This is a genomic window from Oceanihabitans sp. IOP_32, from assembly GCF_009498295.1.
GTDB lineage: Bacteria > Bacteroidota > Bacteroidia > Flavobacteriales > Flavobacteriaceae > Wocania > Wocania indica.
This window is the reverse complement of the sequence record NZ_CP040813.1, coordinates 822754-837753: the sequence shown is the minus strand read 5'-3', so window position 1 is coordinate 837753 and position 15000 is coordinate 822754. Positions and strand designations below refer to the sequence as shown.

The window sequence follows — 15000 nt, the reverse complement described above, 5'->3', positions numbered from 1 at the left end:
TTAGATACGTTTAATGAAGTTTTTTAACTCTTTTTAATTCAAGGGATGAAACATTTCTATCTGTTTACTTAAGTTTTTCATATCCTTATTTCGGTACTTTTCTATGTTTCCAACATCTTTATATCCTGCTAAATATTGTGTTTTTCTAAGACCATATAAGTCTATCCAAATCCCTATTCTTGATTGTTTGAGTTGAGTTAATCTTTTGAAGTTTAAATCTGGATTTTGCACTCTAATTGCCTTGGCTAATGCTTTTAATTGGTCGTGGATGCGTTGCTCTTTATTGACGTTGGGATGAAACAGGCGTTCGCTTGATTCTAAGCTCTTTTTCCCATTTCTTCCTATTCCTCTGTAATTGATTATGTAATCGTGTAAGGGTATGATTTGATGCGCTTCTAGTTGTATTATTCTCTCATTTTTTCTTCTCACTCCTGCAGGAACTTGAAAAGTTCCTTTTGTTAAATCAATATCTTTTAATGCTAAGTTCATAATATCTTGTTTATCCAACGCTTGAAAAATCATTAAGCCTAAAATCAATTTGTTAGAATACTTAAAATAACCGTGTTTGGTGGTGTTTTGATAATTGCTGTAAATCTGTAAAAGTTCTTCTTCTGATAGTAGTAAAATTTGTTCCTGGTACGTTCCTCTTAGCCTTACGTTTAATGCAATATTTCTGATTTGTAGAAACGTATAATAATGTTCTATACTTCTGAGTGTTGTATTAATACTGGTTTTTGATTTTTCTTGGGTTTGTAAGTCTCCAATATAGCTAAGTAAGCCTTTATAATCTATCGTTTTTAATGTTAATCCTTGAAATTTGAGCCATTTGGTAAAAAGTCCAATTCTCATTATAAAATCCTTGATACATTTCTGGCTGTAATATCTTTCTGTTAGCCATTCTCTATATTTTTCCATTCCTCCAATATGTGGGTGTAAATTTGTGTGCTATCTAAACGTTTATGACCTAAAAAATCTCCAATGTATTCTAGTTCCATTCCTTGCTGTAAAAGATGTGTAGCGATACTATGCCTTAAACTGTGTAGGCTAGCTTTCTTGCTGATTCCTGCTTTTTTTTGAAGATTTTTTAACCTTTGATTAAGATAGCTTCCTGTGCTTTTGTCTTTCTGTTTTCCAACTAATAAATACTTACTGTTTGGATTAATTACTGCTCTTGAAAAGTCTTGGTATTCCTTTAAATCACGCATTACTTTCACGCTCATTGGAACGTATCTACTTTGATAATTCTTGCATGGTTTAACATAGATTAATCCTTTATTAAAATCAATTTCCTTGGGTTCTAAATGGATGCCTTCTTTACTTCTTAATCCACAACCGTAATACAAACTAAGTACTGCTTTATCCATTAAATCGCTCGGACCATGTCCGTCAATTGAAGAAAAAAGTTGCTGGATTTCTTCTTGTGTGAAAATGGTTCTCTCGGTTTTTATCTCTCTTTCTACTATGATTTTACCAACGGTTAATTTCTCTTTTGTAGTTAGCTCTAAAAAGGCACTGTATCGATTGATTACGTTTAAATGTCCTTGAATGGATTGTCTTGATAATTTAGTTTGGTGTAGGTCTTTTATGAAGTTTTCTATCTCCTTTTGACTAGCTTTTCTTTGATTTAAATAGTTGAAAAAATTAGTTAATAATCTTACATATCCTTTGATAGTGCTTTCTGCATAACCTAACCTTGTGAGCCAGTTCTCAAAATCTTTAATTTGTTCCATAATCTAATAATTGCTTGTCGAGGCTCTCGACTTTCTTTGGGGGGTGCCTTGCATTTTGGAGTTTTTACTGAGGTACATACTTAATCCCTTGTATTTATTGGCTTTGTGTACCTCACTAACTCAACTGAGGTACTACTGGGGTACTGAGACACTCTTCTTTAATATTGGCTAAAGCTTCATCTAATGCCGTCTGGATATTGGCTTTTAATTGGTTGTATTCTTCGCTGTTTAAGATTTCATATTCATAGCCTGTACTTCTTGGATTTCCGCCAATGATTTTGATATAACCATAACGAGATAAATCACTTAAATATCGGCTCAATGTCTTTGGATTTATTCTTAAACTGGCTCTTAGTTCTTTAGCGTAGAAACTCTCTTTTTCTTCTCTTTTGATGTATGCTTTTAATATTTCTAAAAAATCTCTACACGCTTTTGTAAGCTCATCACTTTTAGCCAGTAGCACATCTTTTAGTAGTTTATTGGCTTCCTCAATATCTTCCAATGTTGTTTCTATGTAGTAGTTTCCTTGCTCATCTTTTTTACGCTCTCTTTGGTATTGATGATAGAATGTTACCGTTTCTATAAAGCTTAAATAGTGTGTGTTGGTTCTTAAAGGTTTGAAAACAGTATCAGGAATATTAAGCTTAGTAGCGAACGGATTACGCACTTTTACTTTCTCTAATAGCAATTGTACATCTTGTAAAAAGGTTTTGATTTCTTCTTCTTTGTGTTTGTTTATTGTTCCTGCAGATAGATTTTGCTGATATTCCATAATTTGGTTTTTATGTGCTTTTGAATTGTCTAAATAGATCAATAAACTTCTGTTTGCATTATCTTCATAAATGCGTTCTTTGGTGGTTGTTCCGGTTAAACAAATTGGACCTTCAACTTGGAGGGTAACTGTTTTTAGATTTCCCTTAGCATCTTTGATGGGGATTGTTTTAGAGATTCGTTTTTTACTCATTAACTCACGGATAGCGTACAGTATTTTTTCATCTTGCGCTCCGTCTAAGTCCTCAATTAATACGAGTTTGTTTTTTAATTCTGTTCGGTCAAAGTAGTAAAGTGCATTTTCTGATAAGGCAGTAATTTCTAGTTTATGCTCTTCGGGGATTAATTCGCTTATCTTTTCTTGCAAGTAGGTTTTCCCTGTTCCAGAAGCTCCTAAGCTGATGATATGCAAAGGCTGTTCTCTGAGTCTTGAAGTAAATACCAAAAACATTAATAAACGGTTATTTTCTTCTCCAACCATTCCAGTTTTACCGATGAGTTCATTGGTTCTACGAAGTAGATCCTTTGATTGTAAAAAGTCTATTACTTGTTGTTTTCTTTTTTCAGTTAGCTGTCGACTTTCGACTTTGTTGGGTTTCTGTAGTTCTACTTGTTCTAATCTGTATTCTTCTAAACCATTTATTAACTCTGCTATTGAAATCTGTATTTCTCTTGTTCCTAATTCTAATCTTTCGGCTACTTTTCTTATGAATTTATCTACTGAATCATCATTGTATAAATCTAAATTGCTTTGCCTGATGTTGTAAATAGGGGACACTGAGCGTCCTTCTACTATTTTAGTGATTCGTAATGTCACTTTTAGTTTATCCAAACTGAACAAGTTTACACCTCCTAAAACAGCTATTTGAAGTGAACCATTTTCATAAATTATATACTCTGGATTTTCTGTATTCAGTTCAACTTCGCTCACTGCAAGGCTTTCGGATTCTTTTTTCTTTTCAATTGAAGAAAAAAGTATTTCTCTATCATTAATTAGATGCTCTAATATTGTTGGTTCATGACTTTGAACTAAGCTATTTACATCTTCATCCTCTGGAGTATTTACTTTACTGATAATTACGTTTGGTAACAGCTCATTTAAGGTTTTACTGTGCTTTTCTATCGCTTCATTTCCTGCTTTGTCTCCATCAAAAAAGAGTATAATTTCTTGTAATTGGTTTAAATGGCTCACGGCCTCCGTGTGTTCTTCTGTTAGTCCGTTTGTTCCGTAAAGTGCTAACACTTCGACTTGGCTCAGTGCAGGTGTTTGGTAGTTGGTATATTTTAAAAGTGTAGCACTGTCAATTACAGATTCTGTAAGTATTAGTGTTTTGGTTTCTGCAGTAGGATAGTTCGGGTACAAACCTTTTCTGTTAGCTGTATAATAATGCGTTCCTGCTTTGGCTATATTTCTACCGTAAAGGCTTACGATATTATTACCCTGGTCTTTTAATGGATAAATAATACAATTTTTGAGTTGCTTAAATTGAGTGCCATTACCTGTACTGAGCCCAGTCGAAGTATTAAATCCTTGCTCTAACTTCACATCATAAATTCCTCTTTCTTCTAAATAAGCTATCGCTTTTTTACTTCTGTGTAGGCTTTGTTTAAATTTTGGAAAGAGTTCTGAGTAGTTAATCTCTTGTGTTTCTGTTGTTGCTTTGGTTGGTTTTATTTCTTCAGTACCGATTAATGCTGTTGCTTTTTTTAATGCTTTATGTTTGGTGCATTTCTCAAAGTCTTGTATAAATTGTATTACGTCTCCCGTTTTATCACAACCAAAACAAGTATAGGTATTGGTTTCGGAGTAAATTCTTAAACTGGGTTTATCATCTTTATGGAAAGGGCATTTGCAATGCTTGTTTTTGTTGATTGCAATACCGTACTCGTTTAGTACTGTTTCTATGTTTAATTGCTCTTTAATTTGTTTGATTTCCATAATTCTGAGAAAAGTTTAATATCACTTATCAGTAACAAATGTAATCTATAAATTAAATCTAAGCAAATTTATACGTTTTGTTTTTCACTTATAAGTACGCTATCTTTGTAAAAACATCGTTTTTAAAGGTGTTTTGTAATCTTTTAGTTATGAATATTGGCAAACAAATAGCAGACTTACGCAAACAGAAAGGTGTTAGCAGAGATGAACTCGGTAAAGAAGTGGGAACTTCTGGAGCTGTTATTGGCAGATACGAACGTGAAGAGATTACTCCTTCTGTTGAAATTGCCAATAAAATAGCCAAAGCTCTTGGGGTTTCTTTGGATTACTTGGTTGGAAACACTGATTTAGAGCTTACTGATAAACTAATGAACAGAATTAAAGAGGTAGCTCGTATGACCGAGAAAGACAAGGATTACGTATATACTTTAATTGATGCATTTATTGCTAAAAACAAACTTAAAGGGTTAGTCTAAAGTTTCCTGACATAGTATAAACGAGGTTAAAAATGAGAGTTTTATTTTCTCCCCAATCAATCAATATTTCTGATAATTTCTCTTGCTCAACACTCTCCATAAAAATAGAGGGAACTAGACGTATTTCTTTTTCAGATTTCAATATCAAAACATTACTAGAGTTTTCAATAATTTCAAATTTCTCCTTCTCTATTTTATCCAAGTTTGATAATAAGAATGAATAATCATTATCCTTAGGGTGTAATCCTTCTTCTCTCTCAAAATAATAAACATCCATACTAGATAGAAAGACAAGATATACTGCGTTCTTTCTCACAAAGAAGCCTCCAGCATGATATTCGACCGAACTACTGGAATAACTTTTAAAAACTCTATTTACAACTCTATCTTTAAGCAAAATTTACTTTGAAAATGTTCCTGTACTTATTCCTAAATTGTAATCGTAACCATACTGATTTGCATTAGTCTGAATAAAATCTAATTCCCTTTGATAAAAACCATTTCTTGAAGCTACTGGATCACTCCAAATAATAATATCATCTCCTCTTTGTAATGCGCTTTCTAACCATGGACGATTATATGCTTCCCATATATAATCATCAAACGTCCAGCTGGAATTAATCTGACCTGTATTTATCTTTTGGACATACTCAGCTTGTTTCAAAGAAAAATCTTCTATAGATAACATGTTAAACCCTCCACGATGTTCAAACTTTCCAGATTGCATGTAAATATTCAAATCACTTTCAGATAATTCATCAAATACTTTTTGTAATCCATTTTGTTGACCATTGACAGTTTCATCCCATTTACCTATAAATGTGGTAGTCTTTCCTTCTTTACTCCAAATCGTCCTTAATGGTTTGTATGTAGGCTTTGTAGTTAATTGACGTAATAACGAAGGTAGATTACCCCCTGCATTAACCAATTCACAAACCCTATCGCCTTTATTTTCAATTGAAAAAAAAGTATCGTTTGCACTTAAATTGAAACTTGTGAAAAAGCTAAGTGCGACTATTAGATATATTTTGAAATGGTTATTCACGTTTCAAAGATACGAGTTGTTTTCTTTTTTTCAATTGAAGAAAAAAACAACTCGATTTTTTGTAATTAATGCCTGTGTAGGATTTTTAATTTTTAGCAGAATGTTTCTAGGCATTCATTATAAAAAATGAGTATCCAAACGCCCTACAATCTTGATTAGAATGAGGATGTTTCTTGCGTGCGGAAGGTGAAAACGAATCTTCATTAGCACGTGTGGGTTGGGGAGCGTTGGCTGTGTGGCTATTTTGCATAATACCTGTTATAACGACATTTTTATCCTTTAAAAAGCAATCAGTCAGCCTTAAAAATGTGCGAAGCGAACTTATAACACGTATTATGTAACTTAGCTTTGGGGTTTAATTTTTTGGCATTGCTTTTTGTTCTGTGCGGTGGGGTAGCTTTTTGGTGTTGGCTTTTTTTATTTTCAAAAAAAACAATAACAAAGTGCTACTTGTGGGATGGCTTACAAAAACTATGACAAAAAATTAAACAGAAGGGATGGCGAGCGGAACAAAAGAAAACACAAAGGCTTTTTGCTTTTTCTGCAAAAAATTGGGGGTAGTATCTCACAAAGTGTGTAAAGTTTAAAAATATCGAGGGTTGCAACCCTCGATATTTTTTTATTAATTTAAATTTTATACACGATGAACAAAGACGATTTATTAAACGACGACTTTTTAAAACAGTTTAAAACAGGAGAAGAACTAACCTCTTTTCTAAAGTCCATTCAAAAACGAGGCATTGAAAAGATGCTGGAAGGCGAGCTGGATGCTCATTTAGATTACAGCAGACACGAACAATCGCCCAATCCGAACTCACGCAACGGTTATGCTTCCAAAAAGGTAAAAACCGCTTTAGGTGAAAGTATCATTCAAGTACCTAGGGACAGGGAAGCCTCCTTTAACCCCATGCTTGTCCCTAAGCGAACCAATATGGTCGATGGCATAGAAAACGTAATTATCAGTCTATACGCCAAAGGTATGAGTAATTCTGATATCGAAGAACAAATCCGAGAGGTCTACGGTTTTGATGTATCAACATCCACCATATCACGCATCACAGATAAAGTTACCAACGATATTGTGGCTTGGCAGAACCGCCCCCTAGAACCTGTATATTTAATAACCTGGATGGATGGCATCGTTTTCAAGGTACGAGAAAACTCCAAAGTCATCAACAAAACCATGTACATTGCCGTAGGGCTTCGTAGAGACGGCAAAAAGGAAGTCTTGGGGCTTTGGTTGGGCAAGAACGAATCGGCAGCCTTCTGGATGAGCGTCTTGACCGATATGAAAGCCAGAGGCGTTCAAGATTTGCTTATTACCGCCACCGATAACCTTAATGGCTTTACCGACACCATTAAAAACGTGTTCCCTGAATCCAAGACTCAAATATGTGTGGTACACCAAATTAGGAATGCTTGTCGCTATGTGGTCTGGAAGGATAAAAAGGAGTTTACAAAAGACATGAAAAACATCTACGATGCACCTACCAAAAGCGCCGCTAAGGCCGCCCTGGAGGACTTTGCTGAAAAATGGGAACACAAGTATTCTTATGCCATCAAAAGTTGGAGGGATAACTGGGAAGAGCTTACTGCTTTTTATGAGTTTCCGGTTGAAATCAGAAAAATCATTTACACTACAAACCTTATTGAAAATCTCAATGGAAAAATTAGGAAATACACCAAAAACAAGCTCTCATTCCCAACCGATGAAGCTGTAATGAAATCCACATTTTTAGCATTAAGGGAGGCTACCAAGAAATGGTCAATGCCTATTAGGAATTGGGGCATTATTTTAAACCAATTTTTAACTATATTTGAAAAAAGGGTTCAACTTTAAGAAAGTCAAACCCTCGATAAATTAAGTTTACACACTTAATGGGATAGTGTCAAATTGGGTTTGCTTTTGTGGGGATTTTAGCGGTGGATTTGCTAGATATTTAAATTAAGCTCTAATTTTCCTCCTAAACCCAATTCTACAATTCTCATTAAAGTAGATAAACGTATATCACTTGCATCTGATTCTATTCTTGATATATAACTCCGTTTAGTTTGAGCTTTTTCTGCTAATTCTGCTTGTGTCATATTTGCCTTTTTACGAGCTTCACGAATCATAACACCTAATTTAAAAGATTCATATCCTCTTTCAAATTCATCTCTTCTATCTGTTCCTTGTTCTCCGTAAGCATTATTTAAATGCTCTTCTAAAGTTATTATATTGCTATTTTTCTTCATAATATTCTTTCTTTAATCGTTCTGCTAATTTAATTTCACTCTTTGGTGTTTTTGTGTTTTTTCTGAAAACCATTCAGTAATACAACTAAATTACCCTTATCAAAAAAACATAGAACTCTAAAAATGTTACTCCCTAATTTTATTCGAGCTTCGTATAAACCATCTGTACCGGTTAAATGCTTAAAATACTGACTTGGAATTTGGTCTAATTCTCTAATATTTTTAAGACATAATCAATTTTTACTCTTGTCTTTGCATCTTGTTTCTTGTAGAAATCAAGAAAATGGTTTTTATAAATAATTACTTCTCTCTTCATAAATATACGACAAAGGTATCTAATTAGATACGTTTAATGAAGTTTTTTAACTCTTTTTAATTCAAGGGATGAAACATTTCTATCTGTTTACTTAAGTTTTTCATATCCTTATTTCGGTACTTTTCTATGTTTCCAACATCTTTATATCCTGCTAAATATTGTGTTTTTCTAAGACCATATAAGTCTATCCAAATCCCTATTCTTGATTGTTTGAGTTGAGTTAATCTTTTGAAGTTTAAATCTGGATTTTGCACTCTAATTGCCTTGGCTAATGCTTTTAATTGGTCGTGGATGCGTTGCTCTTTATTGACGTTGGGATGAAACAGGCGTTCGCTTGATTCTAAGCTCTTTTTCCCATTTCTTCCTATTCCTCTGTAATTGATTATGTAATCGTGTAAGGGTATGATTTGATGCGCTTCTAGTTGTATTATTCTCTCATTTTTTCTTCTCACTCCTGCAGGAACTTGAAAAGTTCCTTTTGTTAAATCAATATCTTTTAATGCTAAGTTCATAATATCTTGTTTATCCAACGCTTGAAAAATCATTAAGCCTAAAATCAATTTGTTAGAATACTTAAAATAACCGTGTTTGGTGGTGTTTTGATAATTGCTGTAAATCTGTAAAAGTTCTTCTTCTGATAGTAGTAAAATTTGTTCCTGGTACGTTCCTCTTAGCCTTACGTTTAATGCAATATTTCTGATTTGTAGAAACGTATAATAATGTTCTATACTTCTGAGTGTTGTATTAATACTGGTTTTTGATTTTTCTTGGGTTTGTAAGTCTCCAATATAGCTAAGTAAGCCTTTATAATCTATCGTTTTTAATGTTAATCCTTGAAATTTGAGCCATTTGGTAAAAAGTCCAATTCTCATTATAAAATCCTTGATACATTTCTGGCTGTAATATCTTTCTGTTAGCCATTCTCTATATTTTTCCATTCCTCCAATATGTGGGTGTAAATTTGTGTGCTATCTAAACGTTTATGACCTAAAAATCTCCAATGTATTCTAGTTCCATTCCTTGCTGTAAAAGATGTGTAGCGATACTATGCCTTAAACTGTGTAGGCTAGCTTTCTTGCTGATTCCTGCTTTTTTTTGAAGATTTTTTAACCTTTGATTAAGATAGCTTCCTGTGCTTTTGTCTTTCTGTTTTCCAACTAATAAATACTTACTGTTTGGATTAATTACTGCTCTTGAAAAGTCTTGGTATTCCTTTAAATCACGCATTACTTTCACGCTCATTGGAACGTATCTACTTTGATAATTCTTGCATGGTTTAACATAGATTAATCCTTTATTAAAATCAATTTCCTTGGGTTCTAAATGGATGCCTTCTTTACTTCTTAATCCACAACCGTAATACAAACTAAGTACTGCTTTATCCATTAAATCGCTCGGACCATGTCCGTCAATTGAAGAAAAAAGTTGCTGGATTTCTTCTTGTGTGAAAATGGTTCTCTCGGTTTTTATCTCTCTTTCTACTATGATTTTACCAACGGTTAATTTCTCTTTTGTAGTTAGCTCTAAAAAGGCACTGTATCGATTGATTACGTTTAAATGTCCTTGAATGGATTGTCTTGATAATTTAGTTTGGTGTAGGTCTTTTATGAAGTTTTCTATCTCCTTTTGACTAGCTTTTCTTTGATTTAAATAGTTGAAAAAATTAGTTAATAATCTTACATATCCTTTGATAGTGCTTTCTGCATAACCTAACCTTGTGAGCCAGTTCTCAAAATCTTTAATTTGTTCCATAATCTAATAATTGCTTGTCGAGGCTCTCGACTTTCTTTGGGGGGTGCCTTGCATTTTGGAGTTTTTACTGAGGTACATACTTAATCCCTTGTATTTATTGGCTTTGTGTACCTCACTAACTCAACTGAGGTACTACTGGGGTACTGAGACACTCTTCTTTAATATTGGCTAAAGCTTCATCTAATGCCGTCTGGATATTGGCTTTTAATTGGTTGTATTCTTCGCTGTTTAAGATTTCATATTCATAGCCTGTACTTCTTGGATTTCCGCCAATGATTTTGATATAACCATAACGAGATAAATCACTTAAATATCGGCTCAATGTCTTTGGATTTATTCTTAAACTGGCTCTTAGTTCTTTAGCGTAGAAACTCTCTTTTTCTTCTCTTTTGATGTATGCTTTTAATATTTCTAAAAAATCTCTACACGCTTTTGTAAGCTCATCACTTTTAGCCAGTAGCACATCTTTTAGTAGTTTATTGGCTTCCTCAATATCTTCCAATGTTGTTTCTATGTAGTAGTTTCCTTGCTCATCTTTTTTACGCTCTCTTTGGTATTGATGATAGAATGTTACCGTTTCTATAAAGCTTAAATAGTGTGTGTTGGTTCTTAAAGGTTTGAAAACAGTATCAGGAATATTAAGCTTAGTAGCGAACGGATTACGCACTTTTACTTTCTCTAATAGCAATTGTACATCTTGTAAAAAGGTTTTGATTTCTTCTTCTTTGTGTTTGTTTATTGTTCCTGCAGATAGATTTTGCTGATATTCCATAATTTGGTTTTTATGTGCTTTTGAATTGTCTAAATAGATCAATAAACTTCTGTTTGCATTATCTTCATAAATGCGTTCTTTGGTGGTTGTTCCGGTTAAACAAATTGGACCTTCAACTTGGAGGGTAACTGTTTTTAGATTTCCCTTAGCATCTTTGATGGGGATTGTTTTAGAGATTCGTTTTTTACTCATTAACTCACGGATAGCGTACAGTATTTTTTCATCTTGCGCTCCGTCTAAGTCCTCAATTAATACGAGTTTGTTTTTTAATTCTGTTCGGTCAAAGTAGTAAAGTGCATTTTCTGATAAGGCAGTAATTTCTAGTTTATGCTCTTCGGGGATTAATTCGCTTATCTTTTCTTGCAAGTAGGTTTTCCCTGTTCCAGAAGCTCCTAAGCTGATGATATGCAAAGGCTGTTCTCTGAGTCTTGAAGTAAATACCAAAAACATTATAAAACGGTTATTTTCTTCTCCAACCATTCCAGTTTTACCGATGAGTTCATTGGTTCTACGAAGTAGATCCTTTGATTGTAAAAAGTCTATTACTTGTTGTTTTCTTTTTTCAGTTAGCTGTCGACTTTCGACTTTGTTGGGTTTCTGTAGTTCTACTTGTTCTAATCTGTATTCTTCTAAACCATTTATTAACTCTGCTATTGAAATCTGTATTTCTCTTGTTCCTAATTCTAATCTTTCGGCTACTTTTCTTATGAATTTATCTACTGAATCATCATTGTATAAATCTAAATTGCTTTGCCTGATGTTGTAAATAGGGGACACTGAGCGTCCTTCTACTATTTTAGTGATTCGTAATGTCACTTTTAGTTTATCCAAACTGAACAAGTTTACACCTCCTAAAACAGCTATTTGAAGTGAACCATTTTCATAAATTATATACTCTGGATTTTCTGTATTCAGTTCAACTTCGCTCACTGCAAGGCTTTCGGATTCTTTTTTCTTTTCAATTGAAGAAAAAAGTATTTCTCTATCATTAATTAGATGCTCTAATATTGTTGGTTCATGACTTTGAACTAAGCTATTTACATCTTCATCCTCTGGAGTATTTACTTTACTGATAATTACGTTTGGTAACAGCTCATTTAAGGTTTTACTGTGCTTTTCTATCGCTTCATTTCCTGCTTTGTCTCCATCAAAAAAGAGTATAATTTCTTGTAATTGGTTTAAATGGCTCACGGCCTCCGTGTGTTCTTCTGTTAGTCCGTTTGTTCCGTAAAGTGCTAACACTTCGACTTGGCTCAGTGCAGGTGTTTGGTAGTTGGTATATTTTAAAAGTGTAGCACTGTCAATTACAGATTCTGTAAGTATTAGTGTTTTGGTTTCTGCAGTAGGATAGTTCGGGTACAAACCTTTTCTGTTAGCTGTATAATAATGCGTTCCTGCTTTGGCTATATTTCTACCGTAAAGGCTTACGATATTATTACCCTGGTCTTTTAATGGATAAATAATACAATTTTTGAGTTGCTTAAATTGAGTGCCATTACCTGTACTGAGCCCAGTCGAAGTATTAAATCCTTGCTCTAACTTCACATCATAAATTCCTCTTTCTTCTAAATAAGCTATCGCTTTTTTACTTCTGTGTAGGCTTTGTTTAAATTTTGGAAAGAGTTCTGAGTAGTTAATCTCTTGTGTTTCTGTTGTTGCTTTGGTTGGTTTTATTTCTTCAGTACCGATTAATGCTGTTGCTTTTTTTAATGCTTTATGTTTGGTGCATTTCTCAAAGTCTTGTATAAATTGTATTACGTCTCCCGTTTTATCACAACCAAAACAAGTATAGGTATTGGTTTCGGAGTAAATTCTTAAACTGGGTTTATCATCTTTATGGAAAGGGCATTTGCAATGCTTGTTTTTGTTGATTGCAATACCGTACTCGTTTAGTACTGTTTCTATGTTTAATTGCTCTTTAATTTGTTTGATTTCCATAATTCTGAGAAAAGTTTAATATCACTTATCAGTAACAAATGTAATCTATAAATTAAATCTAAGCAAATTTATACGTTTTGTTTTTCACTTATAAGTACGCTATCTTTGTAAAAACATCGTTTTTAAAGGTGTTTTGTAATCTTTTAGTTATGAATATTGGCAAACAAATAGCAGACTTACGCAAACAGAAAGGTGTTAGCAGAGATGAACTCGGTAAAGAAGTGGGAACTTCTGGAGCTGTTATTGGCAGATACGAACGTGAAGAGATTACTCCTTCTGTTGAAATTGCCAATAAAATAGCCAAAGCTCTTGGGGTTTCTTTGGATTACTTGGTTGGAAACACTGATTTAGAGCTTACTGATAAACTAATGAACAGAATTAAAGAGGTAGCTCGTATGACCGAGAAAGACAAGGATTACGTATATACTTTAATTGATGCATTTATTGCTAAAAACAAACTTAAAGGGTTAGTCTAAAGTTTCCTGACATAGTATAAACGAGGTTAAAAATGAGAGTTTTATTTTCTCCCCAATCAATCAATATTTCTGATAATTTCTCTTGCTCAACACTCTCCATAAAAATAGAGGGAACTAGACGTATTTCTTTTTCAGATTTCAATATCAAAACATTACTAGAGTTTTCAATAATTTCAAATTTCTCCTTCTCTATTTTATCCAAGTTTGATAATAAGAATGAATAATCATTATCCTTAGGGTGTAATCCTTCTTCTCTCTCAAAATAATAAACATCCATACTAGATAGAAAGACAAGATATACTGCGTTCTTTCTCACAAAGAAGCCTCCAGCATGATATTCGACCGAACTACTGGAATAACTTTTAAAAACTCTATTTACAACTCTATCTTTAAGCAAAATTTACTTTGAAAATGTTCCTGTACTTATTCCTAAATTGTAATCGTAACCATACTGATTTGCATTAGTCTGAATAAAATCTAATTCCCTTTGATAAAAACCATTTCTTGAAGCTACTGGATCACTCCAAATAATAATATCATCTCCTCTTTGTAATGCGCTTTCTAACCATGGACGATTATATGCTTCCCATATATAATCATCAAACGTCCAGCTGGAATTAATCTGACCTGTATTTATCTTTTGGACATACTCAGCTTGTTTCAAAGAAAAATCTTCTATAGATAACATGTTAAACCCTCCACGATGTTCAAACTTTCCAGATTGCATGTAAATATTCAAATCACTTTCAGATAATTCATCAAATACTTTTTGTAATCCATTTTGTTGACCATTGACAGTTTCATCCCATTTACCTATAAATGTGGTAGTCTTTCCTTCTTTACTCCAAATCGTCCTTAATGGTTTGTATGTAGGCTTTGTAGTTAATTGACGTAATAACGAAGGTAGATTACCCCCTGCATTAACCAATTCATAGCTAATCCATTTAGTACAATGACAGTTGATTCGTACTGATGAGCCTTCAGACTTACCAAACTTACTTTTTTCTTTTAGAAAACCTATATTGGGTTGGAGTTCTTTTTCTAGGCTTTTGAAATTTTGGGTTAGTTCAATTGAGAAGGATATCTGATTCGGAGATAGAACAAATTCCGTTTCTGAATAGGTCGTTTGAACTCCGAATAGAAATGTTAACAGGTATAATAGTAGATATTTTAAGCCTTGTAACATTTCTTAACTGATACATTTATTGTATACCTCTCCCCATTGCCTTGATAACCTTGAGTCATAACAATGAAAAATTAATCTATTATTAACACTCTCAATTCCAGTCATTTTTAAGAAAATAGATTCAAATACACAATTAATTTGATTTGAATTATTCTTAATCCATTTTCCTTCTATAGAATATGAATTTAGATGGGCAACATCAGATTTATCTATAGGATTAAAATCATCTAAAACCTGTTTGGTCAGAATTACAGAACCATCAACTTTAAAGTTTAATTTTTTACAAAACAAAACTCCAAATAAATGTCCTCCTGCGTGTAAATCTGTTGATGCAATAACTTCGGATAAAAATGTATTATTCATA

Annotated in this window: 16 protein-coding genes; 3 read left to right on the top strand and 13 right to left on the bottom strand. The window is 33.2% G+C overall.

Going from position 1 to position 15000, the window contains the following annotated elements; genetic code table 11:
• Positions 1 to 33 precede the first annotated feature (33 nt).
• From FEZ18_RS03465 to FEZ18_RS03455, 3 genes are all read right to left on the bottom strand, one after another.
• On the bottom strand, positions 34 to 849 hold the full coding sequence (locus FEZ18_RS03465) for a site-specific integrase (RefSeq protein WP_153267030.1): 816 nt from the start codon (positions 847 to 849) through the stop codon (positions 34 to 36).
• Positions 850 to 890: 41 nt separating this feature from the next.
• Entirely contained in the window at positions 891 to 1730 is an 840-nt protein-coding gene (locus FEZ18_RS03460) for a tyrosine-type recombinase/integrase (RefSeq protein ID WP_153267035.1), read from the bottom strand.
• 115 nt (positions 1731 to 1845) lie between these two features.
• Positions 1846 to 4440, bottom strand: coding sequence for a CHC2 zinc finger domain-containing protein (locus tag FEZ18_RS03455; protein WP_153267034.1), 2595 nt, complete (start codon positions 4438 to 4440; stop codon positions 1846 to 1848).
• 128 nt (positions 4441 to 4568) lie between these two features.
• On the opposite strand from FEZ18_RS03455, the gene FEZ18_RS03450 reads away from it, so the two are divergent.
• The gene (locus FEZ18_RS03450; protein WP_228122835.1) at positions 4569 to 4916 is read left to right on the top strand and encodes a helix-turn-helix domain-containing protein; all 348 of its coding nucleotides are present in this window, start codon (positions 4569 to 4571) and stop codon (positions 4914 to 4916) included.
• Here FEZ18_RS03450 and FEZ18_RS03445 read toward each other — a convergent pair.
• Together FEZ18_RS03445 and FEZ18_RS03440 are read right to left on the bottom strand one after the other, a co-directional pair.
• On the bottom strand, positions 4900 to 5313 hold the full coding sequence (locus tag FEZ18_RS03445; protein ID WP_153267027.1) for a hypothetical protein: 414 nt from the start codon (positions 5311 to 5313) through the stop codon (positions 4900 to 4902). The genes FEZ18_RS03450 and FEZ18_RS03445 overlap by 17 nt on opposite strands.
• A gap of 3 nt (positions 5314 to 5316) precedes the next feature.
• Positions 5317 to 5961 carry a hypothetical protein gene (locus FEZ18_RS03440; RefSeq protein ID WP_153267033.1) on the bottom strand — a complete coding sequence of 215 codons (645 nt, stop codon included), beginning with the start codon at positions 5959 to 5961 and terminating at the stop codon, positions 5317 to 5319.
• A gap of 643 nt (positions 5962 to 6604) precedes the next feature.
• Here FEZ18_RS03440 and FEZ18_RS03435 point away from each other — a divergent pair.
• Positions 6605 to 7801: an IS256 family transposase gene (locus FEZ18_RS03435; RefSeq protein ID WP_153267032.1), complete on the top strand. Its 1197-nt coding sequence runs from the start codon at positions 6605 to 6607 to the stop codon at positions 7799 to 7801.
• 92 nt (positions 7802 to 7893) lie between these two features.
• Here the strand turns inward: FEZ18_RS03435 and FEZ18_RS03430 are convergent, their stop codons facing one another.
• The 5 genes from FEZ18_RS03430 to FEZ18_RS03410 form a co-directional block, all read right to left on the bottom strand.
• The gene (locus FEZ18_RS03430; protein WP_410505132.1) at positions 7894 to 8196 is read right to left on the bottom strand and encodes a helix-turn-helix domain-containing protein; all 303 of its coding nucleotides are present in this window, start codon (positions 8194 to 8196) and stop codon (positions 7894 to 7896) included.
• A gap of 35 nt (positions 8197 to 8231) precedes the next feature.
• On the bottom strand, positions 8232 to 8339 hold the full coding sequence (locus FEZ18_RS14895) for a type II toxin-antitoxin system RelE/ParE family toxin (protein WP_317164459.1): 108 nt from the start codon (positions 8337 to 8339) through the stop codon (positions 8232 to 8234).
• A 229-nt stretch (positions 8340 to 8568) separates the two neighbouring features.
• On the bottom strand, positions 8569 to 9450 hold the full coding sequence (locus FEZ18_RS03420; RefSeq protein WP_228122837.1) for a site-specific integrase: 882 nt from the start codon (positions 9448 to 9450) through the stop codon (positions 8569 to 8571).
• A gap of 49 nt (positions 9451 to 9499) precedes the next feature.
• Positions 9500 to 10264 (bottom strand): tyrosine-type recombinase/integrase, encoded by a 765-nt coding sequence (locus FEZ18_RS03415; RefSeq protein ID WP_153267029.1) that lies wholly within the window; start codon positions 10262 to 10264, stop codon positions 9500 to 9502.
• Between the two features lie 115 nt (positions 10265 to 10379).
• Positions 10380 to 12974, bottom strand: a complete 2595-nt coding sequence (locus FEZ18_RS03410) for a CHC2 zinc finger domain-containing protein (protein ID WP_153267028.1) — start codon at positions 12972 to 12974, stop codon at positions 10380 to 10382.
• Positions 12975 to 13102: 128 nt separating this feature from the next.
• Here FEZ18_RS03410 and FEZ18_RS03405 point away from each other — a divergent pair, with 128 nt between their 5' ends.
• Positions 13103 to 13450: a helix-turn-helix domain-containing protein gene (locus tag FEZ18_RS03405; protein WP_228122835.1), complete on the top strand. Its 348-nt coding sequence runs from the start codon at positions 13103 to 13105 to the stop codon at positions 13448 to 13450.
• Here FEZ18_RS03405 and FEZ18_RS03400 read toward each other — a convergent pair.
• From FEZ18_RS03400 to FEZ18_RS03390, 3 genes are read right to left on the bottom strand one after another with little or no spacing between them, the layout of a single operon-like run.
• Positions 13434 to 13847, bottom strand: coding sequence for a hypothetical protein (locus FEZ18_RS03400; protein ID WP_153267027.1), 414 nt, complete (start codon positions 13845 to 13847; stop codon positions 13434 to 13436). The genes FEZ18_RS03405 and FEZ18_RS03400 overlap by 17 nt on opposite strands.
• Before the next feature lie 3 nt (positions 13848 to 13850).
• Complete coding sequence (locus FEZ18_RS03395) at positions 13851 to 14636, bottom strand: hypothetical protein (protein ID WP_153267026.1); 786 nt, start codon at positions 14634 to 14636, stop codon at positions 13851 to 13853.
• A gap of 3 nt (positions 14637 to 14639) precedes the next feature.
• On the bottom strand, positions 14640 to 14999 hold the full coding sequence (locus FEZ18_RS03390; protein WP_153267025.1) for a hypothetical protein: 360 nt from the start codon (positions 14997 to 14999) through the stop codon (positions 14640 to 14642).
• Position 15000 lies beyond the last annotated feature (1 nt).

Coding starts and splice junctions, on each gene's coding strand:
- FEZ18_RS03465 (WP_153267030.1), bottom strand. CDS start 849: ATGAGAATTGGACTTTTTACCAAATGGCTCAAATTTCAAGGATTAACA.
- FEZ18_RS03460 (WP_153267035.1), bottom strand. CDS start 1,730: ATGGAACAAATTAAAGATTTTGAGAACTGGCTCACAAGGTTAGGTTAT.
- FEZ18_RS03455 (WP_153267034.1), bottom strand. CDS start 4,440: ATGGAAATCAAACAAATTAAAGAGCAATTAAACATAGAAACAGTACTA.
- FEZ18_RS03435 (WP_153267032.1), top strand. CDS start 6,605: ATGAACAAAGACGATTTATTAAACGACGACTTTTTAAAACAGTTTAAA.
- FEZ18_RS03430 (WP_410505132.1), bottom strand. CDS start 8,196: ATGAAGAAAAATAGCAATATAATAACTTTAGAAGAGCATTTAAATAAT.
- FEZ18_RS03420 (WP_228122837.1), bottom strand. CDS start 9,450: ATGGAAAAATATAGAGAATGGCTAACAGAAAGATATTACAGCCAGAAA.
- FEZ18_RS03415 (WP_153267029.1), bottom strand. CDS start 10,264: ATGGAACAAATTAAAGATTTTGAGAACTGGCTCACAAGGTTAGGTTAT.
- FEZ18_RS03410 (WP_153267028.1), bottom strand. CDS start 12,974: ATGGAAATCAAACAAATTAAAGAGCAATTAAACATAGAAACAGTACTA.
- FEZ18_RS03395 (WP_153267026.1), bottom strand. CDS start 14,636: ATGTTACAAGGCTTAAAATATCTACTATTATACCTGTTAACATTTCTA.
- FEZ18_RS03390 (WP_153267025.1), bottom strand. CDS start 14,999: ATGAATAATACATTTTTATCCGAAGTTATTGCATCAACAGATTTACAC.